Here is a 25,478-nt window from a genome sequence, read left to right as displayed (position 1 = left end):
CGTGCCCACCTCAGCGGACCCGGTCCTGGTCGAGATCGTCGCCGGCACGTTGGCCGCGATCGAGATGGAGGTCGAGACCGCGATCGGTCGCACCTCGCGCTCCCCGATGATCCGCGACGCGCACGACTTCCGCGCCGGCATCCACGACCGGCAGCTGCGCAAGCTCACCGGCCGCTCGTACTCCGCGCTGGTCCAGCCGGTGGTGCGCGACTACCCGATCGAGGAGATGAACGTCGGCGACGTCTTCTTCCACAACGACGTCTACCTGTCCGAGGGCGGGATCGGCCACCTGCCCGACCTGTGCGTGACGGTGCCGGTCTTCGCCGAGGGCGAGGTCGTGGCGTTCATCCAGGCCTTCGGCCACCACGACGACATCGGCGGCGCGGTCCCCGGCTCCATGCCCTCGGCGGCGACCAGCATGTTCGAGGAGGGCCTGATGGTCCCCCCGATCAAGCTGTGGGACCGCGGCGTGCCCAACGAGTCGGCGCTGAAGATCATGACCCGCAACTCCCGGATGCCCGACTCGCTGGCCGCCGACCTGGACGCCGAGTGCTCGGCCTGCCTGGCCGGCGCCCGCCGGCTGGGCGAGCTGTTCGAGCGGTACGGGGTCGCGGCCGTGGAGGCCTGCTTCGACGCCATCCTGGCCAACTCGACCGAGGTCTACCGGACCGAGATCCTGTCCCAGATCCCCGACGGCACCTACGTCTGGGAGGACTACGCCGAGCACGACGGCGTCGACGAGCCGATGCTGCACCGGCAGCGGATCACGCTGACCATGGACTCCACCGCCGAGGTCCCCCTGGTCATCGACTTCACCGGCACCGGCCCGCAGGCCAAGGGGCCGATCAACCACTGCGGCGACTACTCGGACGGCAACTTCCTCAAGAAGTGGCTCGCGCCGATCCTGCGGAACCTGGCGGCGACGCCGGAGCGGATGTCCGAGCTCGACGTCAACGAGGGCGTCGTCCCGCTCATCGAGATGCGCTTCCCCGAGAAGGGCACGCTGCTCACCCCGGTCTTCCCCGCGCCGACGAACGCCCGCACGTTCGTCATCCTGCGGCTGCTGGGTGTGCTGGCCGGCGTGCTGGCCAAGGCCACCGGCGGCCGGATGCCGGCCGACCAGGAGACCATCCGGTACACCGGCGTCTACGGCACCGACCACGACGGCGAGCCCTACCTCATGCGCGAGGTGCTCGGCGGCGGCTCGGGCGGGCGGTACTACGCCGACGGCGAGGACACCATCCACGTCGTCCCCGACTCCCGGAACCTGCCGACGGAGTTCACCGAGGGCCGCTTCCCGCTGCGCATCGAGGCCCTGGGCCTGGCGATGGACTCCGGTGGCCCGGGCCGGTACCGCGGCGGCTGCGGTTACGAGAAGCACATCCGGGTGCTGCGCGACGCCCACTTCATGTCCATCGCCGACCGCTCGATCCTGGCCTGCTGGGGCGTCAAGGGCGGCAAGGCCGGCCGGCCGTTCCAGATCACGGTCGACCCGGGCGGCCCCGACGAGCACGAGGTCGACGCCCTCGCCGACGCCGAGCCGCTGAAGGCCGGGACCGTCGTGCGGGTGCGGACGACGGGCGGCGGCGGTTGGGGCGACCCGCTGGAGCGGCCGGTCGAGGAGGTCCTGCAGGACATCGCCTGGCTGAAGGTGAGCGTCGAGGGCGCCCGCCGCGACTACGGCGTGGTCGTCGACGACGACGGGGACGCCGACCTGACCGCCACCGACGCACTGCGCGAGGAGCTGCGCGCCGCCCGCACCGGCGAGGAGCCGTTCTTCGACCGCGGCCCCGGCTACGCCACCCTGTCCGGCGGCGCGGCGTTCAACGAGTTCGACGTCCTGTAGGCCGTGCGGTCGTGCGGCCCAGCCCTCAGGCTGGGCCGCATGACCGAGCCCGACGAGAAGGACCAGTCCGACACCTCATCCGACACCGAGGCCCAGCTGCACGCCGGGCCCCGCGACGAGGGCGGCGAGGGCGGCATGGCCACCCGCGAGCTGCGCGCCCGCGAGGCCGACGCCGACTGATCAGGCGGCCGCGCGGCCCCGGGCGACGGAGCGGACGACGGGGGTCAGTGCCTCGGCGATGAGCGCGTAGCCGGCCGAGGACGGGTGGAACCGGTCGGCGGAGAACAGCGCCGGCTGCGCGCGGAACCGCGCGCCCAGCTCGGTGCCGATCGGCACGGCCACCCCGCCGGCGGCCTGCACGGCGTCGGTCTGCCGGCGCTGCAGCTCGCCGCTGGCCACGGCCACCAGCTGCTGGAACGCCGGGGGCACCCACGGCACCGCGGACAGGTCCGGCGCGGGGACCACGAGCACGTCGGCGCCCAGCACCCGCAGGTCCCGCACCGCCGACCCCAGCTGCTCGGCGGCCGCGGCCGGGGGCACGAGCCGGGTCAGGTCGTTGGCGCCCACCACGACCAGCGCGAGGTCGCAGCGGGTGACCAGCCGGACCTGGCCGGCCAGCGCCGCGGAGACCGCACCCGGGACGGCGACCACCTGCAGGGTCGCGTCGACGCCGTCCTCGGCCAGCGCCCTGACCAGCCGCGGGCCGATGGCGTCGTCGGGGCGGGCGGCGCCGGTCCCGTAGGCGATGGAGTCGCCGAGCACGGCCAGGGAGAAGCTCACGGAGGAGCAACGGGGCACCGACCAGGGGTGTTCCGGTACGGGAACACGTCTGGGACGTCTACCCCGTTCGTGCAGGTCAGCGGCGAGCCGGGGTCCCGGCAGGGGCCCGGGACAGGGCACACTGGACCCCGTGGACACCGACGAGCAGCTCGAGCTGACCGCGGCCGACCTCGCCGTCCGCACCCTCGGCGAGCTGACCGTCCCCTCCCCGCTGGACGGCGGGCTGCTCGAGCGCGGGGAGTCCCTGCACTACGTGGGCGAGCACGACCGCGTGCTGGTCGACGGCACCCTCGGCATGGCCGCCCGGCGCGGCGTCCCGGTGGAGGAGCTGCCCACCTTCGAGCCCGGGGGCCCGCGCCGCACGCTGTTCTTCGACCCCAAGCGCACCAAGGTCGGCATCGTCACCTGCGGCGGGCTGTGCCCGGGCCTGAACAACGTCATCCGCGGCCTGGTCGGCGAGCTCGCCGAGCACTACGGCGTGCACTCGGTGACCGGCTTCCGCGACGGCTACCTGGGGCTGACCCCCGACGGCGACGAGCCGATGGACCTGACCCCGGAGTCGGTCCGCTACATCAACCAGCAGGGCGGCACGGTGCTCGGCACCTCCCGGGGCAGCCAGGACCCGCGGGTGATGGTCGAGACGCTGCGGCTGCGCCAGATCGACATCCTGTTCGTGGTCGGCGGCGACGGGTCGTTGCGCGGCGCGCAGGCCATCGCCGAGGAGGCGCTGCGGCAGGGCCTGCCCATCGCGGTGGTCGGCGTCCCCAAGACCATCGACAACGACATCCCCTGGATCGACCGCAGCTTCGGCTTCCAGACCGCGTTCGGCCGGGCGGCGGAGTCGATCCGGTCGGCGGCCACCGAGGCCCGCTCGCACCGCGGCGGGGTCGGCCTGGTGAAGCTGATGGGCCGGCACTCCGGGTTCATCGCCGCCTACGCGACGCTGGCCAGCGACGACGTCGACCTGGTGCTCATCCCCGAGGTGGCCATGCCGCTGGGCGGGGAGCGCGGCGTGCTGGCGCACGTGGAGAAGGTGCTCGAGGCCCAGGGCCACGCGGTCGTGGTCGTGGCCGAGGGGTACGGGCAGGACATGTTCGCCGGGGTCGAGGGCGGTGCCGACGCCTCGGGCAACGTGAAGCTGTTCGACATCGGCAAGAAGCTGCGCGACGAGCTGAGCGCCCACCTCGGCGCCAGCGGGGTGCCGTTCCAGCTGCGCTACGTCGACCCCGGCTACGCCATCCGCAGCGTGCCGGCCAACAGCCACGACTCGGTGTACTGCACCCGGCTGGCCCAGGCCGCCGTGCACGCCGCGATGGCCGGCCGCACCGCGATCGTCGCCGGGCGCTGGCACGGCCGGTTCGTCAACCTGCCGATCCCGCTGGTCACCCGCTCCCGCAACCAGGTCGACCCGAAGGGCGACCTGTGGCTGTCGGTGCTGGAGACCACCGGCCAGCCGGTGCACCTCTAGCGGCGCACCGCGTACCGCACGGCGGCGAACCCGCCGACCTGCCGGGCCGACCGGAGCTCCAGGTCCAGCCGGACGTCGTCGGGCAGCGCCCTGAGGCCCCGACCGATCGAGGACGGCGCCACCAGCAGCCGCACCTCGTCCACCAGCCCGGCGCGGAAGGCGTGCGCGGCCAGCGTCGGGCCGTCGACGGTGACGTCGGCCTCGGCGGTGCGCACCAGCTCGGCGACCTCGGCGGGGTCGAAGGTGCGGCGCAGCGTGGTCCGGCGGGTGACGACGTCCTCCAGCGTGGTCGAGTAGATGACCTTGTCCACCCGCTGCCAGTGCGCCGCGAACTCCGCGGACCCGGGGTCGCCCTCGGCCCAGGACGGGTCGGTCTCCCAGCCCTGCATCAGCTCGTACATCCGCCGGCCGTGCAGGAAGGTGCCGACCTGCGCGGTGTCGGCGTTGACCGCGGCCAGCACCTCGGGGTCGGGGAAGGCGAAGCCGAAGTCACCGGCCTCGTCGGCGACGAAGCCGTCGAGGGAGCAGATGGCGGAGTACAGCAACCGGGCCATGCGGTGAGCATGGCCCGCGGTCAGGTGCCGGGGAAGAAGAAGGACACCCGGCGCTGGTAGTCCTGGTAGGCCGGGCGGTCGCCCATCCTGTCCTCGGTCCGCTTCGCACCGGTGGCGTAGACCAGGAAGTAGCTCATCGCGGCCGGGGCGGCGACCAGCCAGCCGCCGGGTGCGGAGGCGGCACCGGCCAGCCACACGCCGTCCCACATGATCGAGTCGCCCAGGTAGTTGGGGTGCCGGGACACCCCCCAGAGGCCGGTGTCCAGCACGTCGGGCCGCTCGTCCTTGGGCTGCGCGGTGTAGGCGGCCTTCTGCCGGTCCGCGACCGCCTCGACGACGGCGCCGGTGACGGCCACCGCGACGCCGGCCGGGAACAGCCACCGGCGGGCCGAGCGGGGCAGCGTGCTGGCCGCGGCCAGCTGCAGCGGGGCGGAGACCAGCAGCTGCGCGACGGCCTGGGTGCCGAACACCTTGGCCAGCACCGTCGGGGTGGAGTCGCCCTCGAGGAACTCGGTGTACCGCTCGTCCTCGGTGTCGCTGCTGCGCAGCCGCCCCAGCATCAGCGACTCCAGCCGGACGGCCCAGGCAGTGGTGACCGCGGCCAGCGCCCACCGCCGGGTGCGGTCACCGGTGCCCAGCGCCGCACCGGTCAGCGCGACCGCGGCGAGGCCGGGGCCCCAGACGCCGTCGGCGTAGTCCCGCCGTCCCTTGCTCAGCGCCAGCGCCGCGGTGCCGGCCTGCAGTGCCGTCACCACCGCCGCCGACGCACCGATGACCCGCTTCAGGTTGCTCCTGTCCACGCCCACGGCGCCTGTCTCCCCCGCGCGGACCAGGCTCAACCGGGGTGGCCGGACGCCGCTGACGGTGGCCGGCCGTCGTCCGGTGCGCACACCGTCGGGGACGTCGGGCCACCCCGACCGCGAGGTGGTTGCATCCGGGGGTGGCCACCGACGACGAGCTCCTCGCCGCGGCCCGGGCGGTGGCGGCCGAGGACGAGGACCGGGCCGGGGTCGCGATGCTGGTCGCGCTGCTGGACCGCACCGGGACGGCGACCACCGGCACCCCGGACCCGGCCGACCGCGCGCTGGCCGCCGACGTCCGGCGGGCCTGGGCGGTGCTGCGCGCCGCCGACCCCGACACCACGGTGCAGGACGCCCTCGCCGCCCTCGCCCTGCTCCGGCTGCGCCCGGGTGCCCCGGGTATCGGAAGCTCCACCCCGGCGGACGGGCTCGCCGGCCCTGGTGGAGCTTCCGATACCCCGAGCAGGAGGGCGGCGCAAGCGGCGGGGGCGGGGGCGGCGCAGGGGGACGGCGCGGGGCTGGCGGCGTGGCGGCCGGACGACACCGGCCGGCCCGGTGCCTCCGCCCGGGACGCCGAGGCGGCCGTGGTCGTCGACGCGGTGCTGCACGGCCGGCACCTGCGGGTGGTCAACTGGCACAACACCCCCGCCTCGCACGCCGACGAGCTGCGGCGGGAGCTCACCTGGTACGCGCAGCGCTTCTCCCCCGTCACCGAGGCCGACCTGCACGCCGCGCTGGACACCGGCCGCTGGGCCGACCCGCGGCCGGGCGTCGTCCCCGCGTTCTTCGACGGGTTCGCCAGCGCCGCGCAGGTCGCCGCGCCGCTGTGCGAGGAGCTGGGCCTGGTCGGCTGGTTCTACCCGCCGACGGAGTTCCTGGACTGCCCGCCGGACCAGCAGCGGGCCTTCGCCGCCGAGCACGACCTGGGCGTGCTGGACGAGGACCTGCCCGGCGACGCCGCGCTGGCGATGACCTGGGACGACCTGGCCGACCTCGCCGGCCGGCACGTGGTGTGCGGGCACTCGGCCACCCACGCCAGCTCGGCGTCCGTGCGCACCCCCGCCGACGTCGACCGGCAGGTGCTCGCCCCGCTGGCCCGGCTCACCGAGGTCATCGGCCGCCGTCCGGCCGGGTGGGCCTGGCTGGGCGGCACGCCGTTCGACCCGGCCGCCCCCGGGGACGCCGCGGTGGCCGCGGCCGGCGTCCGGCTGTGGACGTCCAACGCCGCGGTCCAGCGGCTGGCCTGACAGCGCAAAGACCGCTCACAAGATCGACTGGTGCCGGAACCGCACAGGCCCCAAGGTCGGGCGGTGATCAGCTCACGGCTGTCCCGGCGGGGGTTCCTGGGCGCGACGGCGGCCGGCGCACTGGCCCTCACCGGCTGCGGCACCGGGTTCGCCCTGCAGAGCGGTGACGGCACCGGCAGCACCGAGGGCAGGTTGAGCTTCACGCTCTGGGCCGGGGAGGCCGAGCTCGCCGCCTTCCGCACCGTCGCCGAGCGGTGGACGGCCGGGAGCGGCGTCCCGGTGGTGTTCAACGTCGTCCCGTTCTCCGAGGCGCTGACCGGGGTGGACGCCAACCTGGCGAGCAACCGCGGGCCCGACCTGTTCCGGGTGACCTACCAGGACATCGGCGTCTACGCCGCCGGCGGTGCCCTGCTCGACCTCACCGACCTGCTGCCCGGCGGGTTCCTGCAGGGCTTCGGCGACGCCTTCGTCTCCGCGGTGCAGAGCGAGGGCCGGGTCTACGGGGTGCCGCACCACACCGACACCTCGCTGGTCCTCTACGACACCGAGGCGCTGGCCGGGGCCCGCATCCCCACCGGCCTGGACGACGCCTGGACCTGGGAGGAGTTCCGGTCCATCGCCGCCGGGCTGCCCACCGGCGAGGCGCAGTTCGCCTTCGGGGTGAACTGGCAGCTCGCCGGCGCCTACCGGTGGCTGAACTGGGTCGACCAGCGCGGCGGCCGGCTGCTCACCGACGACCTCACCGGCCCCGCGGTCGACAGCCCCGAGGGCCGTGACGCCCTCGCCTTCACCCAGGCGTTCTTCACCGACGGGCTGGTGCCGCCGACGACGTCGACCAAGGGCTCCTACGTCGACGAGCTGTTCACCACCGGCACGATCGCGATGGTCTTCGCCGGGGACTTCCTGCTGCCCACCATCGACCCCGCGTTCGTCTCGGCCGGCCGGCAGTACGGCGCGACCTTCCTGCCCGCCGACGAGCGCGCCTCGGCCGACCTGGGCGGCAACGCGGTGGTGGCCACCGCGCAGTCGGTGAACCCCGAGGCCGCGGCGGACTTCCTCGCGTTCCTCTCCGACGACGAGCAGCAGGCACTGTTCTGCGAGCAGGCCACCGTGCTGCCCACCCGCACCGCCCTGCTCGGCCAGCAGCTGGACTACGCCGTCCGGCCCGACCTCATGGAGCTGTTCGTGGAGCAGGCCACCACCATCACCCCCGAGCTGTCGGCGCAGGTGACCGTGCCGCAGTTCAACGCGGTCAACTCCTCGATCGTCGACCGGCTGGAGCAGGCGTTCCTGGCCGGCGACGACCCCGGCCGGGTGCTGGCCGACCTCGCCGAGGACATCACCGGGCGGCTCGCGTGACGACGGCGGCGCCGGCCGCGGTCACCGCCCCGGTCCCCCGGGAGGACCCCCCACGCAGGCGGCGCGTCTCCCGCGACTCGCTGGCCGCGTGGGGCCTGCTGTCCCCCAACCTGCTGGTCTTCGGCGTCTTCCTCTTCCTGCCGCTGCTGGCCACCGTCTGGCTGTCCTTCTACTCCTCCTCGGGCTTCGGGCCCCGGGAGTTCGTCGGCACGGACAACTACACCGAGCTGTTCGGCGACGCCACCTTCTGGCGGGCGACCGCGAACACCTTCCTCTACGCCCTGCTCACCGTGCCGGTCTCGCTGGTGATCGGCCTGGGCATCGCGCTGGCGATGAACAAGCCGCTGCGCGGGCGCGGCGTGCTGCGGGCCATCTACTACGTGCCCTACGTGATCAGCGGCGTGGTCATCGCCGTCGCGGGCCGCTGGATCTTCAACGAGAACGTCGGCGTCATCAACCGGTTGCTGCGGTCCGTCGGCCTGGACGGCGTGCCGTGGCAGTCCGACGCGGTCGGCGCGATGGGCTCGCTGGTGCTGATCAGCATCTGGACCAAGATCGGCTTCGTCATGGTGGTCTACCTGGCCGGCCTGCAGTCGATCCCCCGGGAGTACCTGGAGGCCGCGCAGACCGACGGCGCCGGCCGCTGGCAGCGCCTGCGGTACGTCGTGGTGCCGCTGCTCAAGCCGACGACGATCTTCCTGGTCGTGCTCGGCGTCATCGAGAGCTTCCAGGTCTTCGACATCGTCTACGTGCTCACCGGCGGCGGGCCCGGCAACGCCACCGAGATGCTGGTGACCTACGCCTACGCCGAGGGCTTCGACGCCCGGCGGCAGGGCTACGCGGCGACGATCGGCGTCGTCACCTACCTGTTCATCGCCGTGCTCACCGCGCTCTGGTACCGCCGGCAGCGCGCCCAGGAGGCCGACCTGTGACCGCTCTCGACCGGCCCGCCGTCCGCACCGGGTCGCGGGCCCGGCGCACCGCCCCGCCGGCCCGCGGCGGCGCCGGCTGGGCCTCCTGGCGCGCGGTGGCCCTGGTGGTCGGGGCGCTGGTGATGCTCTTCCCGCTCTACTGGATGGTGGTCACCGCCTTCAGCGACCAGGGCGCGCTGACCAGCGGGCCGCTGCGGTTCTTCCCGGAGAACCCGACGCTGGACGGCTTCCGCCGGGCGTTCACCCTGCTGCCCTTCGGCCAGTTCTTCCTCAACTCCACCGCGATCGCGCTGGTGGCCATGGCGCTGTCGGTGACGCTGAACCTGCTGGCCGGCTACGTGCTGGCCAAGTACCGCTTCCGCGGCCAGCAGGTCGTGTTCATCATGATCGTCTCGACCCTGATGATCCCGGTGCAGGTCGTCATGGTGCCCCAGTTCCAGCTGGTCGCGGGGCTGGGCTGGATCAACTCGTACTGGGCGGTGATCATCCCGCGGGCGGCCGAGGCGTTCGGCATCTTCCTGTGCCGGCAGTTCATGCTCGGCATCCCCGACGAGGTGCTCGAGGCCGCCCGCCTCGACGGCGCCGGCCACCTCCGGATCTTCTGGTCGGTGGTGCTGCCGATGAGCCGGCCGCTGATCGCGGTCCTGGTGATCCTGACGTTCATGTACCGGTGGAACGAGTTCGCCTGGCCGCTGATCGTGCTCAACGACCAGCAGCTGTTCACCGTGCCGATCGGGCTGTCGTTCCTGCAGGGCGAGTACGGCACCGACTACCCGGCGCTGATGGGCATGGCGCTGCTGTCGACCCTGCCGGTGCTGGTGGTCTTCGCGCTCTTCCAGCGCCAGTTCGTCGAGGGGGTCGCGCGCAGCGGGCTGCGCTGATCAGCCCAGCCGCTGCGGCGCGTGCCGGGTGGGCTCGCGGTACAGCGGGTAGAGGTCGCCGACGGTCCGGGCCACGGCGGCGACGTCCAGCCAGGCCGGGCCGCCGACCCGCTCGGTGGCCTCGGGGGTGAGCACCACCGGCCGCCGGTCCCCGGACGGCGCCCCCAGCCCGACGAGGTCCGAGCCGCGGTCCAGCAGCCGGCGCAGCACCCGCTCGCCGATCCGGCCGTAGGACAGCGTCTCCACCTCCAGCCCGGGCACCAGCACCTTGGCCACGTGCACGTCGCCGACCCGGGCGGGGGCGACCAGCAGGTCGAAACCGGCCAGCCGCTCCCGGTACAGCGCCAGGGTGTCGGTGGGCCCGGTGACGGCGGACGTCGGCAGGTCGGCGAAGGCCACCTCCGAGCTCCGCCGCCACATCGGGGCCAGCAGCTGGTCCAGCTGCGCGGTGGACAGCCCGTCCCAGGCGGTCATCTCGGCCAGCGCGCGCTCCTCCTGCGGCGGCAGCGGGACCGCGAGCTCGGCGGCCAGGTAGTCCGGGTGCAGCGCGCGTACCCGGTCCAGCGGCCCGAAGGCGAACGCCCGCCGGGCGCGGGAGGACGCCAGCTCCAGCACCGCCTTGCGCACCGCCTCGGCGCGGTCGGGGGCGGCGGCCTCGCCGACCGCGCTGAGCACCACCGGCGGGTCGGCGGCGGCGTCGCGGGCCACGGCGTGCACGACGACGGCGAACTCGGTGCTGTCCAGCTTCACGGTGACGTCGAGGCCGACGGCGGACAGCGCGTCCAGCAGCGCCACGGTCTGCGGGTCGTCGATGCCGGTGACCACCCGGCCGGTGTCCAGCGCGCGGAAGTCGACGGTGTCGCCGTCGCGCTGCAGCAGCTCGCCGATGCCGTGCGCCACGGCCCGCTCGGCGGTGTCCCCGGCGCCCATGCCGTTGGTGATCGGGGTGACCAGCCAGCCGCCGGGCGGGGGTCCGCCGGCGATGCCCCCGGCGTGCGGGGCGACGAACTCGGCGGGGACCAGCACCTCCTCGCCGGTCGCCCAGCGGGTGGTGGGCAGCCAGCGCAGCGGGCGGTCGGGGTCGGCGCCGGCGGGGAGCACCAGGGTGCGGGGGTCGGCCACCCGGTCGGCGCCGCGCTCGGCGACCAGCTCGCGGTGCGTGGCCGTGCGTGGTTCCACGTGGAGCAGTGCGTCGTCCAGCAGCACCTGCTCGGCCAGCTCGCCCCAGGCCCCGGTCGCCGCGGCGGCCTCCGTGGCGCCGTAGCCGACCCCGTGGCCGGACCGCGTGCCGTCGGCGGAGCGCCAGACGGTGGCCACGACGGGGACGCCGGTGCGGTCGTACCCGCGCAGGTCCAGCTCGGTGGTCCAGCCGTCGGGCAGGGCTGCGCGGTAGGCCGCGGCCGGGTCGGTCACCCCGTCACTGTGCCCCGGGCGTCCTTGACCCGCTCGAGCACCGGGGTGACCCCAGCGAGTGATCTCTCAGCGCTGAAGCATGTGTCGGCCATTGACGGGCACCCCTGACTGCGAAGACCGTGTACGCACCCGTTCCAGAGCCGGCCGGGTCCGCATCGCACGGAGCGGGGAGAGGGAGACAAGGTGCAGACGTTCGTGACCTGCGCGGTCGTGCAGACCGACCTGCGGCACGCCTTCGAGGTGGGCGTGGCGCTGCGGCTGGAGGCCCCCGAGGGCACCGCCGTGCGCGAGGACCCGCACGTGCCCGAGGTGTTCTACCTCGAGGCAACCACGACCGCCACGGACGTGCAGCGCGCCCTGGCCGCCACCGCCCAGTCGGTGAGCACCCTGCTGGCCGGGCTGGACCTGCCGGCCGAGGTCGACGAGGTCGTCGTCGTCACCCTCGACGGCGCCGTCCGCTGGGTGCCCGGCGTCGACGCCGCCCTGCCGGCCGCCGACACGCACTGACCCGCCGGCGCGGTCACCGACCGCGTTCGTGCTCGAAGATGAGGCTGGTGTTGGTCGCAGCCACCATCGGCTGGGTGGAGATGCGGTCGGTGACGAAGTCGCGCAGGTGCGCGGTGTCCCGGGCCCGCACGTGGACCACGAAGTCCTCCGCGCCCGCCAGGTAGAAGAACTGCGCCACCTCCGGCAGCTGGCGCAGGCCGTCGGCGAAGACGTTGAGCTGGTGCCGGGCGCCCGGGCGCAGCCGCACCGCGACCAGCGCCTGCAGCGGGTCGCCGACGGCGTCGGGGTCCAGCTCGACGGTGAACCGGGTGATGACGCCCTCGGCGACGAGCGCGCGCACCCGGGCCAGGCAGGTGGACGGCGAGAGGCCCACGGCCGCGGCCAGCTGGTTGTTGGGTCGCCGTCCGTCGGCGCGCAGCAGCTCCAGCAGCCGGCGGTCGACGTCGTCCAGCGTTCGGCGGGACCCCTCGCTCACCGCCGCGCACCGCACCCGGTGCGGTGGAGGCTTCGATCTCTGCGCACTTGTTCGGCTCCTCTGGTCCTGGACCGCAGCGGCTCGGTGGAATGGTGCCACCCGTTCCCCAGGAGGACATCGTGCGCGTCGGCATCCCCAGCGAGATCAAGGACAACGAGCAGCGGGTCTCGCTGCAGCCCGACGGCGCCGCGGAGCTGGTGCACCACGGGCACGAGGTGCTCGTGCAGTCCGGTGCCGGCACCGGGTCCCGGTTCACCGACGAGGAGTACGCCGCCGCCGGCGCCCGGGTGGTGGCCGACGCCGACGCCGTGTTCGCCGAGGCCGGCCTGGTGGTCAAGGTCAAGGAGCCGGTGCCCGCGGAGTACCACCGCTTCCGCGAGGGTCAGCAGCTGTTCACCTACCTGCACGCCGCCGCCGACCGCTCGCTGACCGACTTCCTCGTCGAGCGGCGGATCGACGCCATCGCCTACGAGACCGTGCAGACCCCCGACGGCCGGCTGCCGCTGCTGACCCCCATGAGCGAGGTCGCCGGCCGGATGGCCGTGCAGGCCGCCGCGCACCACCTGGAGAGCCCGTCCGGCGGCGCCGGCATCCTCATGGGCGGCGTCCCCGGCACGCCCGCGGCGAAGGTGACCATCATCGGCGGCGGCGTGTCCGGCACCGAGGCCGCCAAGATCGCGGTCGGCATGCGGGCCATCGTGCGGGTCTTCGACACCAACCCGGCGCGGCTGGCCTACCTCTCCGACGTCTTCGAGGGCCGACTGGACCTGGTGCAGCCCAACCGTGCGCGGCTGGCCTCCTACGTGGCCGACTCCGACGTGCTCATCGGCGCCGTGCTGGTGCCGGGCACCAAGGCCCCCAAGCTGGTCAGCCGCGAGATGGTCGCCTCCATGCGGCCGGGCAGCGTGGCCGTCGACATCGCCATCGACCAGGGCGGCTGCTTCGAGACCAGCCGGCCCACCACCCACTCCGACCCGACCTACGTCGAGGAAGGGGTCGTGCACTACTGCGTGGCCAACATCCCCGGCGCGGTCGCCCGCACCTCCACGCTGGCGCTGACCTCGGCGACGCTGCCCTACCTGATCACCGTCGCCGACTCCGGTGTGCGCGGCGCGGCGGCGTCCTCGCCGGTGCTGGCCAAGGGGCTCACCAGCCTGGGCGGGCAGCTGACCAGCGAGCCGGTCGCCGCCGCGCACGACCTGCCGTGGACCTCAGCCGCCGACCTGCTCGGCTGAGGGGTCCGGGTCGGGCACCCGGCCCAGCGCGACGAGGAACCGGCGCAGCAGGCCGGCCAGCTGCTCCCGCTCGGCGGGGCTGAGGCCGGCCAGCATGCCGTGCTCGGTCTCCAGGTGGTCGGGCAGCGCGGTGTCCAGCGCCGTCCGCCCGGCGTCGGTCAGGGTGACGACGACGGCCCGGCCGTCGGCCTCGCTGCGCTCCCGGGTGATCAGGCCCTTCTCCTCCAGCCGGTCCAGCCGCTGCGTGATGGCCCCGCTGGTGACCAGCGCGGTGCGCATCAGCGCGGTCGGGGTCAGCTGGTAGGGCTCCCCCGCCCGGCGCAGCGCGGCCAGCACGTCGAAGGACGGCGCGTCCAGCCCGTGCCGGGCGAAGGTGGCCCGCTGGGCCAGGTGCACCTCGCGCTGGAGCTGGGAGATCCGGCCGATGATGCCCATCGGCGAGCAGTCCAGGTCGGGGCGCTCGCGGGCCCACTGCGCCAGGATGACGTCCATCGCGTCGCCGCTCACGCCGCGACCTCCTCGAGGTGCTCGGCGAAGGTGCGGGGCGCGCGGCCCAGCAGGTCGGTGAGCACCCGCGGGCTGCCGGTGAACCCGTGCGCCCGGTAGTGCTCGAGCATCGTGCGCAGGCACCGGCCGGCGTAGTCGTCCCGCTCGGGCGCCCGGGCGTCGACCGCGACCACGGGCCGGCCCAGCCGGTGCGCCATCGCCGCGGCCACGTCGGGGGCGGTGAGCGCGGCGGGCCCGACCGCCTCGAACGTGCCGCCGTCCAGGCCGTCCTCGGTGAGCAGCACCGCGGCGGCCTCGGCGACGTCGCGCAGGTCGACGAAGGACTGCGCCTGCCGGGTGCCCCACGCGCTGCGCAGCTCGCCGGTGGTCGCCGCGGTGGCCAGGGCGGCGTCGAGGTTGTCGGCGTAGGCGCAGGGCTGCAGCACCCGCCAGGGCACGCCGGCGGTGTCGAGGGCCTCCTCGGCGCGGTCCTTGGCGGCGTGGTGCGGCATCGAGCGCAGCTGCGGGCGCAGCACGGAGTGGTAGACCACCCGCCCGACGCCGGCGTCGCGGGCCGCCCGGAACGCGGCCGGCGCCCCGGCGGCCTCGCTGGGCTCGAAGTTGGGCCAGATCAGGTAGAGGGCGTCGGCACCGGCCAGCGGCAGGCCGGCCGGGTCGCCGACCAGGTCGGCGACCACCACCTCGGCGCCCAGCCCGTCCAGCTCCGGGCGCGCGCGGTCGCTGCCGACCACGGCACGCACCTGCTCCCCCCGCGCCCGCAGCGCGCGGACCACCGCCGTCCCCGTGCTGCCCCCGGCCGCCGTCACCACGATCACCCGCTTACCTCAGCGGTGAGGTACCGCCCGCGTCAAGCCCGGGGGCGCACGGCGGTGGTCAGCCGCACCGTCGTGCCGGTGGCGCCGGACTCGACGTCGACGTGGTCGCAGAGCTTGCGGGCCAGCCACAGGCCCATGCCGCCGTGGGCGAGGTCGTCGCCGTGCGCCGGCCGGTAGCCGGCCAGCCGACCGTCGAAGCCCTGCTGCCCGCCGTCGGAGACGGTCAGCACCACGCGCTCGGCATCGGCCCAGACCCGGGCCGAGACCGGGCGGCCGCCGTGCCGGAAGGCGTTGGCCGCGATCTCGCTGGCCGCCAGGTGCACGTCCTCCTCGGTGTCCCGGTCGGCGAACCGGCCGCGCAGCGCCGCCGACAGTGCGTGCCGCAGCTCGGGCAGCGTCGGGGCGTCGTCGACGGCGAAGACCGGCTCGGCGGCCTGCAGCGGCTCCACCGGCGTGCCGAGCGAGGCGACGACGTCGAGGGGGGCCAGGTGCGCCGGGTTGGTCCCCAGGTGCCGGTCGACCATGCACTGCGGGTGCGCCAGCAGCGCGGCCTCGAGGACCGCGGGCGGGACGGTGCGGCGGTCGTAGACGCACAGCGTGCTCAGCGGGGTGGCCCCGAACACGTGCTCGTAGGCGACCTCGCACCGCAGCCGCTCGTCCCACAGCCGCGGGTCACCGCCGTCCTCGTGCACCTGGCCCACCATGCGCAGCCGGCGGCCCTCGGCGGCCGCGCGGCGCACGAGGCCCAGCTGCAGGGCGATGCCGTCGGGCGCGCGCGGGGCCGGTGGCCCGAGCTCGCAGACCTCGGCGCCGGGCAGCTCCGCGCGGACGTGCTCGGCGGCCCAGGGCAGGACGACGACGACGGTCAGGTCACCGTCGGCCAGCCCGGCCCGCGCCCAGCCCAGGACGACCGACAGCAGCTCGTCGTCGGAGGAGCAGGCGACCAGCCCGTGCACCCGGTCGGGGGTGCCCACGTCCACGTGCACGCGCCTTCCTCCCCGCTGCCGGAACCCGATCGACCGCGTCATCATGACTGATTCGGATGCGCACAACCGGCACCGGCCGGGGTCGCCGACACGTCATGGTGCCCCCTGCCCGCCTGACCTGCACAGGCACCCCCGCCGCGGGGCATGTGAGCGCGCACATGCGGCGTGTCGGCCCTCACCGCGGCGGGCGCCCGGCCAGGGCGTCCAGCGCCGCGCGCCCCACCCCGGCCGCCGCAGCGACCTCCGCGGCGTCCAGCGCGCCGCAGTCCAGCCCGCGCAGCAGCACCCCGGCCAGCGCCCGGGCGGTCGCGGGCTCGTCGAGCACGCCGCCGTCGACCCGGGCGGTGTAGGCCGCCAGCCGGGCGCCGGCGGCGGGCAGCGCGGCCCGGAAGAAGGCGTAGGTCGCGGTGTAGCGGGTGACCAGCTGGGCCGGGTGCAGGTCCCAGCCCTGGTAGAAGCCGCGCTCCAGCGCCCGGCGGACCAGCCCCGCGTGCAACCGCCAGGCGGCGTGCACCGCGGCCCGCTCGCCGACCGGCAGCACGTTGGTGGAGCCGTCGACCGCCCGCGCCCCGGTGCCGGCGACCGCGACCTGCATGGTGGCCTTGGCGTGGTCGGCCGCCGGGTGGTCGCTGGCCTGGTGGGCCGCGGAGATGCCCAGGGACGCCGAGTAGTCGTAGGTGCCGTAGTGCAGCCCGGTCACCCGGCCGCGCCCGGCGTGCAGCATCGCGGCCAGCGTCGCCGCGCCGTCGGCGCCCAGCACCGCCTGCGGCGTCTCCACCTGCAGCTCCAGGTCCAGCGCCAGGCCGTGCGCCTGCTCCAGCGCGTCGAGCACCGGCAGGAACGCCGCGACCTGCTCGACCGCGGTCACCTTCGGCAGCGTCACCACCGCGCGGCCGCGGCCGGCCAGCCCGCCGAGGAAGAGGTCCAGCGAGCGGACGCCCCGGCGCCGGGTCGGCCCCTCCAGCGACTTGGCGCGGGTGCCCCAGAACGGCGGCAGGCCCGGCTCCGCGGCCAGCACCGCCGCGGCGCGGGCGACGTCGTCGTCCTCCCGGTCCGGCGGGCCGCGGTAGCCGTCCTCGCTGTCCACCCGCAGGTCCTCGACCGGCTCGGCGGCCAGCTTGGCCCGCACCCGCGGCAGCACCTGCTCGACCAGCTCGCCGGGCAGCCCCAGGTCGGGCAGGCCGTGCTCGTCCAGCGCGGCCAGCGCCTGCTCGCCCCAGGACCCCACCAGCCCGGGGACGACGGCGTCGGCGGGCACGTAGCAGGTGTGCACCGGCTGGCGGGTCGGTGCCTCGCCCGGGTAGGCCGCCGCGCGGGCGGCGTCCACCGGCTCGAGCGCCCGGTCCAGCTCGGCGAGGACTGCCTCCTCCATCAGTCGATCAGGGCGTAGGCGGGGAGGGTGAGGAAGTCGGGGAAGTCCTCGGCCAGCGCGACCTGCTCGAACAGCCGGCGGGCGTCGTCGAGCCGGTCCAGCTCGCCGATGCCGGCCACCTCCTCGTCGATGACCCGGTGCACCAGCTCGGGGGTGACCGTCTCGCCGGTGTCCAGCACGACCCCGCCGCGCAGCCACTGCCAGACCTGGGAGCGGCTGATCTCGGCGGTGGCGGCGTCCTCCATGAGGCCGTGGATGCCGACGGCGCCGTTGCCGGCCAGCCACGCGGCCAGGTAGCGGATGCCGACCTCGACGTTGGCCCGCAGCCCCGCCTCGGTGCGGTCGCCGGGGACGCCGGCGACGTCCAGCAGCTGCTCGCGGGTGACGTGGACGTCCCGCTGCGTGCCCAGCTGGTTGTCGGCGTCGCCGAGCACGCCCTCGAAGACCTCGCGGCAGACCGGCACCAGGTCCGGGTGGGCGACCCAGGAGCCGTCGAAGCCGTCGCCGGCCTCGCGGGTCTTGTCCTCGCGCACCTTGGCCAGGGCGCGGGCGTTGGCCTCGGCGTCGCGGCGGCTGGGGATCTGCGCGGCCATGCCGCCGATCGCCATGGCGCCCCGGCGGTGGCAGGTGGCCACCAGCGCCTGCGTGTAGGCCCGCATCATCGGCGCGGTCATGGTGACCGCGGACCGGTCGGGCAGCACGAACGCCGGCCCGGCGTCGCGGAAGACCTTGACCACGCTGAACAGGTAGTCCCACCGGCCGGCGTTCAGGCCGGTGGCGTGCTCGCGGAGCTCGTAGAGCAGCTCCTCCATCTCGAACGCGGCCGGGATGGTCTCGATCAGCATCGTGCAGCGGATCGACCCGCGCGGCAGGCCGAGCTCGCGCTCGCAGTGCACGAAGACGTCGGCCCACAGCCGCGCCTCGAGGTGGCTCTCCATCTTCGGCAGGTAGAAGTAGGGACCGCTGCCGCGGTCGAGCTGGGCCTGCGCGTTGTGGAACAGGTAGAGCCCGGCGTCGACGAGCGCGCCGACCACCGGGTCGCCGTCCACCAGCACGTGCCGCTCGTCCAGGTGCCAGCCCCGCGGGCGGGGCACGATCGTGGGCAGCACGGCGTCGGGCCGGACGGCGTAGTGCCTGCCCTCGGGGCTGGTGAACTCCAGCGACCCGCGGACGGCGTCGCGCAGCACGAGCTGGCCGGTGACCACGTTGCGCCAGTGCGGGGTGTTGGCGTCCTCGAGGTCGGCCAGCCAGACGTCGGCGCCGCAGTTGAGGGCGTTGATCGCCATCTTGGGCTCGGTGGGACCGGTGATCTCCACCCGGCGGCGGACCAGCCCCGGCGGCGGGGGCGGCACCGACCAGTCGCCGGAGCGCACGTCGGCGGTCTCGGGCAGGAAGTCCAGCGGCTCGCCGTCGGCCACGGCCTGCCGCCGCCGGGCGCGGGCGGCGAGCAGCTCGTCGCGCGAGGCACCGAACAGGTGCTGCAGCGTGCCGACGAACTGCAGCGCCTCGGGGGTGAGCACCTCCCCGGACCGCTCGACCTCGGGTCCGACGACCTGCACGTCGACCATGCGCTCTCCTCGACTCGGGGGTGTCCTGGCATCCTCGCAGCCGTGGACCTGGCCAGCTTCAACGCCGCCGACGACGACGAGGTGACGACGGCGCTGCGGGCGTGCAACGCGGCCGCGCCGTTCGCCCCCGCCGTGGCGTCGGGACGCCCCTACGACTCGGTGGACGCCCTGGTGGACCGGGCCGGCGAGGTCTCCCGCGCCCTGCCCTGGGACGCCGTCGCCCAGGCGCTGGCCGCGCACCCGCGGATCGGGGACCGGGTGTCCGGGGACTCGGCCGAGGCGTCGTCGTCCCGGCGGGAGCAGGCCTCGATGTCGGGGGCCGACGACGACGTCCGGGAGGCCATCCTGGCCGGGAACCGCGCGTACGAGGACCGGTTCGACCACGTGTTCCTGGTCCGGGCCGCCGGCCGGACGCCGGAGGAGATGCTCGCCGAGCTGCGGCGCCGGCTGGCGCACACGCCGGACCAGGAGCGGCCCGAGGTGGTCGAGCAGCTCGCCCAGATCACGCAGCTGCGGGTCCGGGCGCTGGTGCCGGCATGAGCGTCTCCACGCACGTGCTGGACTCGGTGCTCGGCCGGCCCGCGGCGGGCATGGTGGTGCAGCTGTTCGCCGGCGACGAGCTGCTCGGCGAGGGCGTCACCGACGCCGACGGCCGGTTCCGGCTGGCCGACCGGGACACCGGGACCGGCCCGCACCGGGTGGTCTTCGCGACCGGGTCGTGGTTCCTCGAGCAGGGCCGGGAGACCTTCTACCCGTCGGTGAGCCTGGACTTCACCGTCGTCGACGGTACGGCGCACCACCACGTGCCGCTCCTGCTGGCCCCCTTCGCGTTCTCCACCTACCGCGGCAGCTGAGAGGGATCCCCGTGACCGAGCCCCGTCCCCCCTTCCCGCCCTTCGACGCCGGCACCGCCGCCGCCAAGGTGCAGGCCGCCGAGGACGCCTGGAACAGCCGCGACCCGCAGCGGGTGAGCCTGGCCTACACCGAGGACACCGTCTGGCGGAACCGGGACGAGTTCCTGACCGGCCGGGCGGAGGTGGTGGCCTTCCTGACCGGCAAGTGGGAGCGCGAGCTGGAGTACGCGCTGCGCAAGAGCCTGTGGTCCTTCACCGACGACCGGATCGCCGTGCGGTTCCAGTACGAGTGGCACGACGCCGGCGGGCAGTGGTGGCGCAGCTACGGCAACGAGCTGTGGGAGTTCGACGACCGCGGCCTCATGCGCCGCCGCGAGGCGAGCATCAACGACACCGCCATCGCGGAGGCCGACCGGCGCATCCGCGGGCCACGGCCCGACGACGAGCGGGGCCGGGACATCCCGCTGCGCTGAGGTTCCACGTGCAACACGGCTGACATCGAGATCGGGGAGGGTGGCGCCATGGCGATCGTGCTCGGACCCAACCAGTACGGGAAGGCCGAGGTGCGGGTGGTCGCGGTCGACCGCTCCACCCCGCGGCACACCCTCGTGGACCTCAACGTCAGCTCGGCGCTGCGCGGTGACTTCTCCGCCGCGCACCTGACCGGCGACAACGCGCACGTGCTGACCACCGACGCGCAGAAGAACACCGTGTTCGCCTTCGCCCGCGACGGGATCTCCTCCCCCGAGGCGTTCGGCATCCGGCTGGCCGCCCACTTCGCCGGGTCCTACCCGTGGATCAGCGGCGCCCGGGTGGCCCTGGAGTCCTACGGCTGGGACCGGATCGCCGTCGGCGGCCAGCCGCACGACCACGCGTTCCGCCGGGCCGGCGCCGAGGTGCGCACCGCCGTGGTCACCGCCGACGACGCGCAGCTGCACGTCGTCGCCGGGCTGACCGACCTGGTGGTGCTGAAGTCGACCGGGTCGGAGTTCTGGGGCTTCCCCCGCGACGCCTACACCACCCTCGCCGAGACCCGGGAGCGCATCCTGGCCACCGCGGTGACCGCGCGCTGGCGGTACACCTCGACCGACCTGGACTGGCACGGCGTGTACGACACGGTGCGGACGACGATGCTCGAGGCCTTCGCCTCGACCCACTCCCTCGCCCTGCAGCAGACCCTGCACGCGATGGGCACCGCGGTGCTGGAGACCGTCCCGGAGGTGGCCGAGGTCCGGCTGTCGATGCCGAACAAGCACCACTTCCTGCAGGACCTGTCGGCCTTCGGGCTGGACAACCCCGACGTCGTCTACCACGCCGACGACCGGCCCTACGGGCTCATCGAGGGGGCCGTGCTGCGCGACGACGTCCCCCCGGCCGAGGTCGCCTGGCAGGGCACCCCCGGCTTCGTCTGACCCCCGTCAGGGGCCGGCGAGCTCGATCTCGCCGGTGAGCACGCGGTCGGCGGCGGTCTCGACGTCGATGCCGTGCCGGAACGCCAGCGCCCGCAGCGTGGCCAGGGCGGCGCTGGCGGTGCTGCCCTGCGCCCCGGCCAGCTGGCCGATGGCCAGCCAGACCCGCTGCCGGGCGTCGATGGCCGGGGTGCGCAGGGCCGGCGGCAGCCCCAGCTGCAGGTCGACCTCGCCGGACAGGTCACCGGCCAGCGCCTCGCCCACCGCGCCGGCGACCTCGTCGACCGCGGCCAGCACGTCGTCCGCGAGCGGGCCCGACGCCGCCCGGTACAGGTCCACGGCGACGACGCCGGACAGGGACCCGCCCACGGGCGTGGACACCACGCTGCAGAACGGGGTGAGCCCGGTGAGCTGCTGGGCGTAGACCGGCCACCGGTCGCGCAGCTCCTCCGCGGTCGCCGCGACCACCCGGGTACGGGTCTGCTGCGCCGTCAGGCAGGGACCCTCGCCCAGGGTGAACTGCAGCCGCTCGGCCGCGGCCGCGGTCGGGTCACTGGCCCCCAGCGGCAACCGGTGGTCGGGCAGCAGGCTCGCGGACAGCCCGGCGCCCTCGAAGGGCAGCAGGGCCACGCAGGCCCGGGCCAGCCGGTCGGGCAGCAGGTCCCCGTCCGGCGTCCGCGCGACCTCGGCGCGGAAACGCTCGACCAGGCTCAACGGCGCACACCGGCGCGCCGGCGGGCTGGGACCACGGTGACGCTCCTCGACGACAGGTCCCCGTCCGCCGCGGACTCGACGGACTCGCATTTGCGGGACACGAACCGCCGAAAATTAACAGACCCGTCAGCCGTCCACGAGCAGGGGCAGCACGGCCCGGTCGACGATCTGCGCGACCTCGGCCTCCGTGCTCCCCGGACGCCCGGTCACGTAGCGCTCCCACCACAGGGCCTGCACCACGACACCGACCAGCCGCTGCCGGTCGGCCGGGACCGGGCGGCCCCGACGGGCCTCCTGCTCGACGACCGCCGCGACGACCGCGGCCAGCGGCTCGACGACCGCCTCGTCGAGGGCGCTGCGCAGCGCGGCGTCGTGCCCCGCCGGGCCGAGCAGGGCCGCGGCGGTCTGCTCGGCGGCGGTCAGCGGGTGCCGCCACGGCTCGAACAGGGCCAGCAGGTCACCGCGCAGGCTGCCGGTGTCGGCCGGTGCCGGGACCAGCGGCTGCTGCACCAGCGCATCGGCGACCAGGCTGCTCATGTCCGACCAGCGGCGGTACAGCCCGCTGCGCCCGGACCCGGTGCGCGCGACGAGCGCGTCGGCGTTGAGCCGGCCGAGGCCCTGCTCGGCGACCAGGTCCAGCGCGCCGTGCAGCAGCCGGCCGGTGAGCTCCTCGTCCCGCGGTCGGCCACGCCGCGGTCTGTCCACGGCCGCGGCGTCGGCGGGCTGGGCGGGTCGGGGTGTCACGGTGGCTCGTTCCGTCCGGGGTTGTCGCTCCCGACGTTCCCAGCCCGGGCCGCGGAGCACAACGCCGGACGGGCAGGTCGGGGGTGAGAGTTGCGTCAGGCACAGGTCGACCACAGCGGGTTAGGGTCCGACCAGCACCGAGGGAGGCCGCGCAGCCATGACCAGACCGCCCCGCCGGGCCCGGGCGGTCGACGTCGCCGCCCGAGCGGGCGTCTCGGTGGCCACGGTCTCCTTCGTCGTCAACGGCAAGGCCGAGGGACGGGTCTCCCCCGCCACCCGGCTGCGGGTCCTCGACGCCATCGCCGCGCTCGGCTACGTCACCGACGCCTCGGCCCGCGCCCTGGCCACCGGACGGCGCCGCCAGGTCGCCCTGCTCGCCCACGACATGACCAACCCCTTCACCGCCCAGGTCGCCGCCGGGGCGGCCGCCGGCATCGCCGAGGCGACCGAGGGCACCGGGCACCTGCTGCTCCTGCTCGCCTCCGACGACGCCGAGCCCGACACCGAGCCGGTGGGGGCGGCGACGGTCGACGGCGTGCTCATCAACTACCCCGGGACGCTGCCCGCCGGCCGACCCGACCTGCCGGTGGTGCACCTGGACGACCCGGCGGCCGGGGGCCACCAGGTCTCCATGGACGTGGTCGTCGGTGCCCGCGAGCTCGCCGCCCACCTGGCCGGGCTCGGCCACCGGCACGTGGTGTTCGTGGACAGCAACCGGCCCTGGTCGACCTTCGTGGAGCGCCGGACGGCGTTCACCGACGAGTTCGCGCGGCGGGTGCCCGGGGCCGTGGTCACCGGCGACCGCTCCGGCATCGACCTGGCCGGCGCGGTGGGCCACGCGACGGCCGCGCTGGAGGGCTGGCAGCGGTCCGGGGCCACCGCCGTGGTCACCGCCACGGACGTGCAGGCCCTCGGGGTGCTGTCCGCGCTGGCCGCGGCCGGGGTCCCGGTGCCCGGCCGGTTGTCGGTGGCCGCCTTCGACGACATCCCCTTCGCCGCGGTCTCGGCACCCCCGCTGACCACGGTCCGGCTGCCGGCCCGCGAGCTCGGGCACCGCGGCGCCGTCCTGCTGTCGCGGGTGATCGACGGGACCGCCGTCGACCCGGCGCCGGTGGTGCTCCCCGCCCAGCTCGTCGTCCGCGGGAGCACCGGGCCGGCGACGATGTGATACCGTCGCGTTAAGCGCTTAACGGCGAGGAGGGTCCCGTGCTGGTCTGCATCGGCGACGTCGTGGAGGACGTGGTCGTCTGGACCGAGGGCCCCCTCCGGCACGGCACCGACAACCCCGGCCGGGTGGTGCGCACCCGCGGCGGCAGCGCGGCCAACGTCGCGGTGTTCGCCGCCGCCACCGGGGCCGCCAGCCGCTTCGTCGGCCGGGTCGGAGACGACGCGCTCGGCGCCTCGCTGACCGCCGGGCTCGAGGCCGCCGGCGTCGAGGTGGCGGTGCAGCGGGCCGGGCGCACCGGCAGCATCGTCGTGCTGGTGGACCCGGCCGGTGAGCGCACGATGGTCCCCGACCGCGGTGCCGCCGCCGAGCTGGCCGACCCGCCGACCTCCTGGGTCGCCGGGGCCGCCGTGGTGCACGCCCCCGCCTACGCGCTGGCCACCCCCGGCCCGGCCGCCGCGGTGGCCACCCTGTTCGCCGCCGCCCGCGCCGCCGGTGCGCTGACCAGCGTCGACGTCTCCTCCGTCGACCTGGTCACCCGGCTGGGCGCCGACGTCCTGCGGGCCGCGATCGCGGGGCTCGACCCCGACGTGCTGATCGCGAACGCCGAGGAGTCCCTCGCCCTCGGCCCGGTCCCCGGGGCGCGCACGACGGTGGTCAAGGCCGGCGCCGGCGCGACCACCGTCACCCTCCCCGACGGCACGACCACCCGGGTGCCCGTGGACCCCGTCGCCGCCGTCCGCGACACCACCGGCGCGGGCGACGCGTTCGCCGCCGGGTTCCTCACCGCGCTCGCCGCCACCTCGGCCACGGGCGCCGACCTCCCCTCCGCCGTCCGGGCCGGCCACGCGCTGGCCGCCCGCGTCCTGCAGCAGCCGGGCGCCGTCCTCGACCCCACCCCTCTGGGAGACACCGCATGACCAGCACCGCCGACCGCATCGGTCTCGTCGTCGCCGACGAGGTCGCCACCGCCCTGGCCGAGGGCACGCCCGTGGTGGCCATGGAGTCGACGATCTTCTCCAACCTCGGCCTGCCCGCGCCGGGCAACCGCGAGGCCTTCGACCGCTGCGAGGCAGCCGTCCGCGGCGCGGGCGCCGTCCCCGCCGTCACCGCCGTGCTCGACGGCCGGCCCCGGGTGGGCCTGGCCCCCGAGGACGTCGACCGGGTGCTCACCGGCAGCTCCAAGGTGGCCGAGCGCGACGTCCCCGTGGCCATCGCGCAGCGCTGGGCCGAGGGCATGACCACCGTGTCGGCCTCGGTCGCGCTGGCCCACGCCGCCGGCATCGAGGTCTTCGCCACCGGCGGCATCGGCGGCGTGCACCGCGGGGTCGAGGTCTCCGGCGACGTCTCCGCCGACCTCGACGCGCTGGCCGGCCACCCGGTCGTCACCGTCTGCGCCGGCGCCAAGGCCTTCCTGGACCTGCCCCGCACGCTGGAGCACCTCGAGGCCATCGGCGTCCCCGTCCTGGGCTGGCAGCACGACTGGTTCCCGGCCTTCTACTCCCGCTCGGTCGGCCTGCCCGTCCCGCACCGGGTGGAGGACGCCGCGACGGTCGCGCGCGTGCTGCGCAACCGGCTGCGCGAGGACAACGGCGTCCTGCTGACCGTGCCGATCCCCGAGGCCGCCGAGATCCCCGCGGAGGAGATCGAGGCGAAGATGCTGCGCGCCCTGGCCGCCGCCGACGACGCCGGGGTGCGCGGCCCGAAGGTGACCCCCTTCGTGCTGGCCCGCATCGAGGCCGAGACCGACGGCGAGTCCATCCCGGCCAACCTCGCCCTGGCCGAGAACAACGCGGCCGTCGCGGCCCAGGTGGCGAAGGCCCTGCTCGAGCGCTGAGCAGGGTGCC

General features: G+C 75.2%; 28 protein-coding genes. 16 read left to right on the top strand and 12 right to left on the bottom strand.

What is annotated here, in order from left to right:
* The first annotated feature begins 1 nt into the window (after position 1).
* Both BLT39_RS18545 and BLT39_RS22580 read left to right on the top strand, forming a co-directional pair.
* Positions 2–1,846 (top strand): hydantoinase B/oxoprolinase family protein, encoded by a 1,845-nt coding sequence (locus BLT39_RS18545; RefSeq protein ID WP_207508132.1) that lies wholly within the window; start codon positions 2–4, stop codon positions 1,844–1,846.
* 39 nt (positions 1,847–1,885) lie between these two features.
* Positions 1,886–2,026, top strand: coding sequence for a hypothetical protein (locus BLT39_RS22580; protein ID WP_165640323.1), 141 nt, complete (start codon positions 1,886–1,888; stop codon positions 2,024–2,026).
* Here BLT39_RS22580 and BLT39_RS18540 read toward each other — a convergent pair whose 3' ends face one another.
* The gene (locus BLT39_RS18540; protein ID WP_091067193.1) at positions 2,027–2,626 is read right to left on the bottom strand and encodes an SGNH/GDSL hydrolase family protein; all 600 of its coding nucleotides are present in this window, start codon (positions 2,624–2,626) and stop codon (positions 2,027–2,029) included.
* A gap of 130 nt (positions 2,627–2,756) precedes the next feature.
* Here BLT39_RS18540 and BLT39_RS18535 point away from each other — a divergent pair, with 130 nt between their 5' ends.
* The gene (locus BLT39_RS18535) at positions 2,757–4,094 is read left to right on the top strand and encodes an ATP-dependent 6-phosphofructokinase (protein WP_242658538.1); all 1,338 of its coding nucleotides are present in this window, start codon (positions 2,757–2,759) and stop codon (positions 4,092–4,094) included.
* Here BLT39_RS18535 and BLT39_RS18530 read toward each other — a convergent pair.
* Together BLT39_RS18530 and BLT39_RS18525 are read right to left on the bottom strand one after the other, a co-directional pair.
* A complete protein-coding gene (locus BLT39_RS18530) occupies positions 4,091–4,648 on the bottom strand; it encodes a dihydrofolate reductase family protein (protein WP_091067185.1) in 558 nt (185 codons plus the stop codon). The genes BLT39_RS18535 and BLT39_RS18530 overlap by 4 nt on opposite strands.
* Before the next feature lie 20 nt (positions 4,649–4,668).
* Complete coding sequence (locus BLT39_RS18525) at positions 4,669–5,454, bottom strand: DUF1295 domain-containing protein (protein WP_165640322.1); 786 nt, start codon at positions 5,452–5,454, stop codon at positions 4,669–4,671.
* A 134-nt stretch (positions 5,455–5,588) separates the two neighbouring features.
* On the opposite strand from BLT39_RS18525, the gene BLT39_RS18520 reads away from it, so the two are divergent.
* The 4 genes from BLT39_RS18520 (at position 5,589) to BLT39_RS18505 (ending at position 9,867) form a co-directional block, all read left to right on the top strand.
* Complete coding sequence (locus BLT39_RS18520; RefSeq protein WP_091067179.1) at positions 5,589–6,695, top strand: polysaccharide deacetylase family protein; 1,107 nt, start codon at positions 5,589–5,591, stop codon at positions 6,693–6,695.
* 63 nt (positions 6,696–6,758) lie between these two features.
* Entirely contained in the window at positions 6,759–8,054 is a 1,296-nt protein-coding gene (locus BLT39_RS18515) for an ABC transporter substrate-binding protein (protein ID WP_165640321.1), read from the top strand.
* A complete protein-coding gene (locus tag BLT39_RS18510) occupies positions 8,051–8,986 on the top strand; it encodes a carbohydrate ABC transporter permease (protein ID WP_091067173.1) in 936 nt (311 codons plus the stop codon). Before BLT39_RS18515 ends, BLT39_RS18510 begins: the two co-directional genes overlap by 4 nt.
* Positions 8,983–9,867, top strand: a complete 885-nt coding sequence (locus BLT39_RS18505) for a carbohydrate ABC transporter permease (protein WP_207508130.1) — start codon at positions 8,983–8,985, stop codon at positions 9,865–9,867. Before BLT39_RS18510 ends, BLT39_RS18505 begins: the two co-directional genes overlap by 4 nt.
* Here BLT39_RS18505 and BLT39_RS18500 read toward each other — a convergent pair whose 3' ends face one another.
* Entirely contained in the window at positions 9,868–11,280 is a 1,413-nt protein-coding gene (locus BLT39_RS18500) for a YcaO-like family protein (RefSeq protein ID WP_165640320.1), read from the bottom strand.
* 183 nt (positions 11,281–11,463) lie between these two features.
* On the opposite strand from BLT39_RS18500, the gene BLT39_RS18495 reads away from it, so the two are divergent.
* The gene (locus tag BLT39_RS18495) at positions 11,464–11,787 is read left to right on the top strand and encodes a hypothetical protein (RefSeq protein ID WP_091067166.1); all 324 of its coding nucleotides are present in this window, start codon (positions 11,464–11,466) and stop codon (positions 11,785–11,787) included.
* 13 nt (positions 11,788–11,800) lie between these two features.
* On the opposite strand, the gene BLT39_RS18490 is transcribed toward BLT39_RS18495, so the two are convergent.
* Positions 11,801–12,262 (bottom strand): Lrp/AsnC family transcriptional regulator, encoded by a 462-nt coding sequence (locus tag BLT39_RS18490; RefSeq protein ID WP_207508128.1) that lies wholly within the window; start codon positions 12,260–12,262, stop codon positions 11,801–11,803.
* A 119-nt stretch (positions 12,263–12,381) separates the two neighbouring features.
* On the opposite strand from BLT39_RS18490, the gene ald reads away from it, so the two are divergent.
* Entirely contained in the window at positions 12,382–13,497 is a 1,116-nt protein-coding gene (ald, locus tag BLT39_RS18485; protein WP_091067162.1) for an alanine dehydrogenase, read from the top strand.
* Here ald and BLT39_RS18480 read toward each other — a convergent pair.
* The 5 genes from BLT39_RS18480 to aceB form a co-directional block, all read right to left on the bottom strand.
* Entirely contained in the window at positions 13,474–14,004 is a 531-nt protein-coding gene (locus BLT39_RS18480) for a MarR family winged helix-turn-helix transcriptional regulator (RefSeq protein ID WP_242658537.1), read from the bottom strand. The genes ald and BLT39_RS18480 overlap by 24 nt on opposite strands.
* Positions 14,001–14,819, bottom strand: coding sequence for an SDR family oxidoreductase (locus BLT39_RS18475; RefSeq protein WP_091067157.1), 819 nt, complete (start codon positions 14,817–14,819; stop codon positions 14,001–14,003). Before BLT39_RS18475 ends, BLT39_RS18480 begins: the two co-directional genes overlap by 4 nt.
* A 32-nt stretch (positions 14,820–14,851) precedes the next feature.
* Positions 14,852–15,805, bottom strand: a complete 954-nt coding sequence (locus BLT39_RS18470; RefSeq protein WP_165640319.1) for an ATP-binding protein — start codon at positions 15,803–15,805, stop codon at positions 14,852–14,854.
* A 175-nt stretch (positions 15,806–15,980) separates the two neighbouring features.
* Positions 15,981–17,177: a DUF6986 family protein gene (locus tag BLT39_RS18465; protein WP_091067149.1), complete on the bottom strand. Its 1,197-nt coding sequence runs from the start codon at positions 17,175–17,177 to the stop codon at positions 15,981–15,983.
* Entirely contained in the window at positions 17,177–18,745 is a 1,569-nt protein-coding gene (aceB, locus tag BLT39_RS18460) for a malate synthase A (RefSeq protein ID WP_091067146.1), read from the bottom strand. The genes BLT39_RS18465 and aceB overlap by 1 nt, the downstream gene beginning before the upstream one ends.
* A 42-nt stretch (positions 18,746–18,787) precedes the next feature.
* Here aceB and uraD point away from each other — a divergent pair, with 42 nt between their 5' ends.
* The 4 genes from uraD to pucL are packed head-to-tail and all read left to right on the top strand — an operon-like array spanning position 18,788 to position 21,011.
* The gene (gene uraD / locus BLT39_RS18455; RefSeq protein ID WP_091067143.1) at positions 18,788–19,285 is read left to right on the top strand and encodes a 2-oxo-4-hydroxy-4-carboxy-5-ureidoimidazoline decarboxylase; all 498 of its coding nucleotides are present in this window, start codon (positions 18,788–18,790) and stop codon (positions 19,283–19,285) included.
* Positions 19,282–19,599 (top strand): hydroxyisourate hydrolase, encoded by a 318-nt coding sequence (gene uraH, locus BLT39_RS18450; protein WP_091067139.1) that lies wholly within the window; start codon positions 19,282–19,284, stop codon positions 19,597–19,599. The genes uraD and uraH overlap by 4 nt, the downstream gene beginning before the upstream one ends.
* Before the next feature lie 11 nt (positions 19,600–19,610).
* Positions 19,611–20,072, top strand: a complete 462-nt coding sequence (locus BLT39_RS18445) for a nuclear transport factor 2 family protein (protein ID WP_091067136.1) — start codon at positions 19,611–19,613, stop codon at positions 20,070–20,072.
* 48 nt (positions 20,073–20,120) lie between these two features.
* The gene (gene pucL / locus BLT39_RS18440; protein ID WP_091067134.1) at positions 20,121–21,011 is read left to right on the top strand and encodes a factor-independent urate hydroxylase; all 891 of its coding nucleotides are present in this window, start codon (positions 20,121–20,123) and stop codon (positions 21,009–21,011) included.
* 6 nt (positions 21,012–21,017) lie between these two features.
* Here the strand turns inward: pucL and BLT39_RS18435 are convergent, their stop codons facing one another.
* On the bottom strand, positions 21,018–21,722 hold the full coding sequence (locus tag BLT39_RS18435) for a hypothetical protein (protein ID WP_091067129.1): 705 nt from the start codon (positions 21,720–21,722) through the stop codon (positions 21,018–21,020).
* 126 nt (positions 21,723–21,848) lie between these two features.
* Positions 21,849–22,466 (bottom strand): TetR/AcrR family transcriptional regulator, encoded by a 618-nt coding sequence (locus BLT39_RS18430; RefSeq protein ID WP_165640318.1) that lies wholly within the window; start codon positions 22,464–22,466, stop codon positions 21,849–21,851.
* A gap of 157 nt (positions 22,467–22,623) precedes the next feature.
* Here BLT39_RS18430 and BLT39_RS18425 point away from each other — a divergent pair, with 157 nt between their 5' ends.
* The 3 genes from BLT39_RS18425 to BLT39_RS18415 are packed head-to-tail and all read left to right on the top strand — an operon-like array spanning position 22,624 to position 25,468.
* Positions 22,624–23,634 carry a LacI family DNA-binding transcriptional regulator gene (locus tag BLT39_RS18425; protein ID WP_091067123.1) on the top strand — a complete coding sequence of 337 codons (1,011 nt, stop codon included), beginning with the start codon at positions 22,624–22,626 and terminating at the stop codon, positions 23,632–23,634.
* Between the two features lie 38 nt (positions 23,635–23,672).
* Positions 23,673–24,551 carry a carbohydrate kinase family protein gene (locus BLT39_RS18420; RefSeq protein WP_091067119.1) on the top strand — a complete coding sequence of 293 codons (879 nt, stop codon included), beginning with the start codon at positions 23,673–23,675 and terminating at the stop codon, positions 24,549–24,551.
* The gene (locus BLT39_RS18415) at positions 24,548–25,468 is read left to right on the top strand and encodes a pseudouridine-5'-phosphate glycosidase (protein WP_091067115.1); all 921 of its coding nucleotides are present in this window, start codon (positions 24,548–24,550) and stop codon (positions 25,466–25,468) included. Before BLT39_RS18420 ends, BLT39_RS18415 begins: the two co-directional genes overlap by 4 nt.
* Positions 25,469–25,478 lie beyond the last annotated feature (10 nt).

Source organism: Klenkia brasiliensis (assembly GCF_900100695.1).
Classification (GTDB): Bacteria; Actinomycetota; Actinomycetes; order Mycobacteriales; family Geodermatophilaceae; genus Klenkia; species Klenkia brasiliensis.
This window is presented reverse-complemented; position numbering and strand designations above follow the sequence as displayed.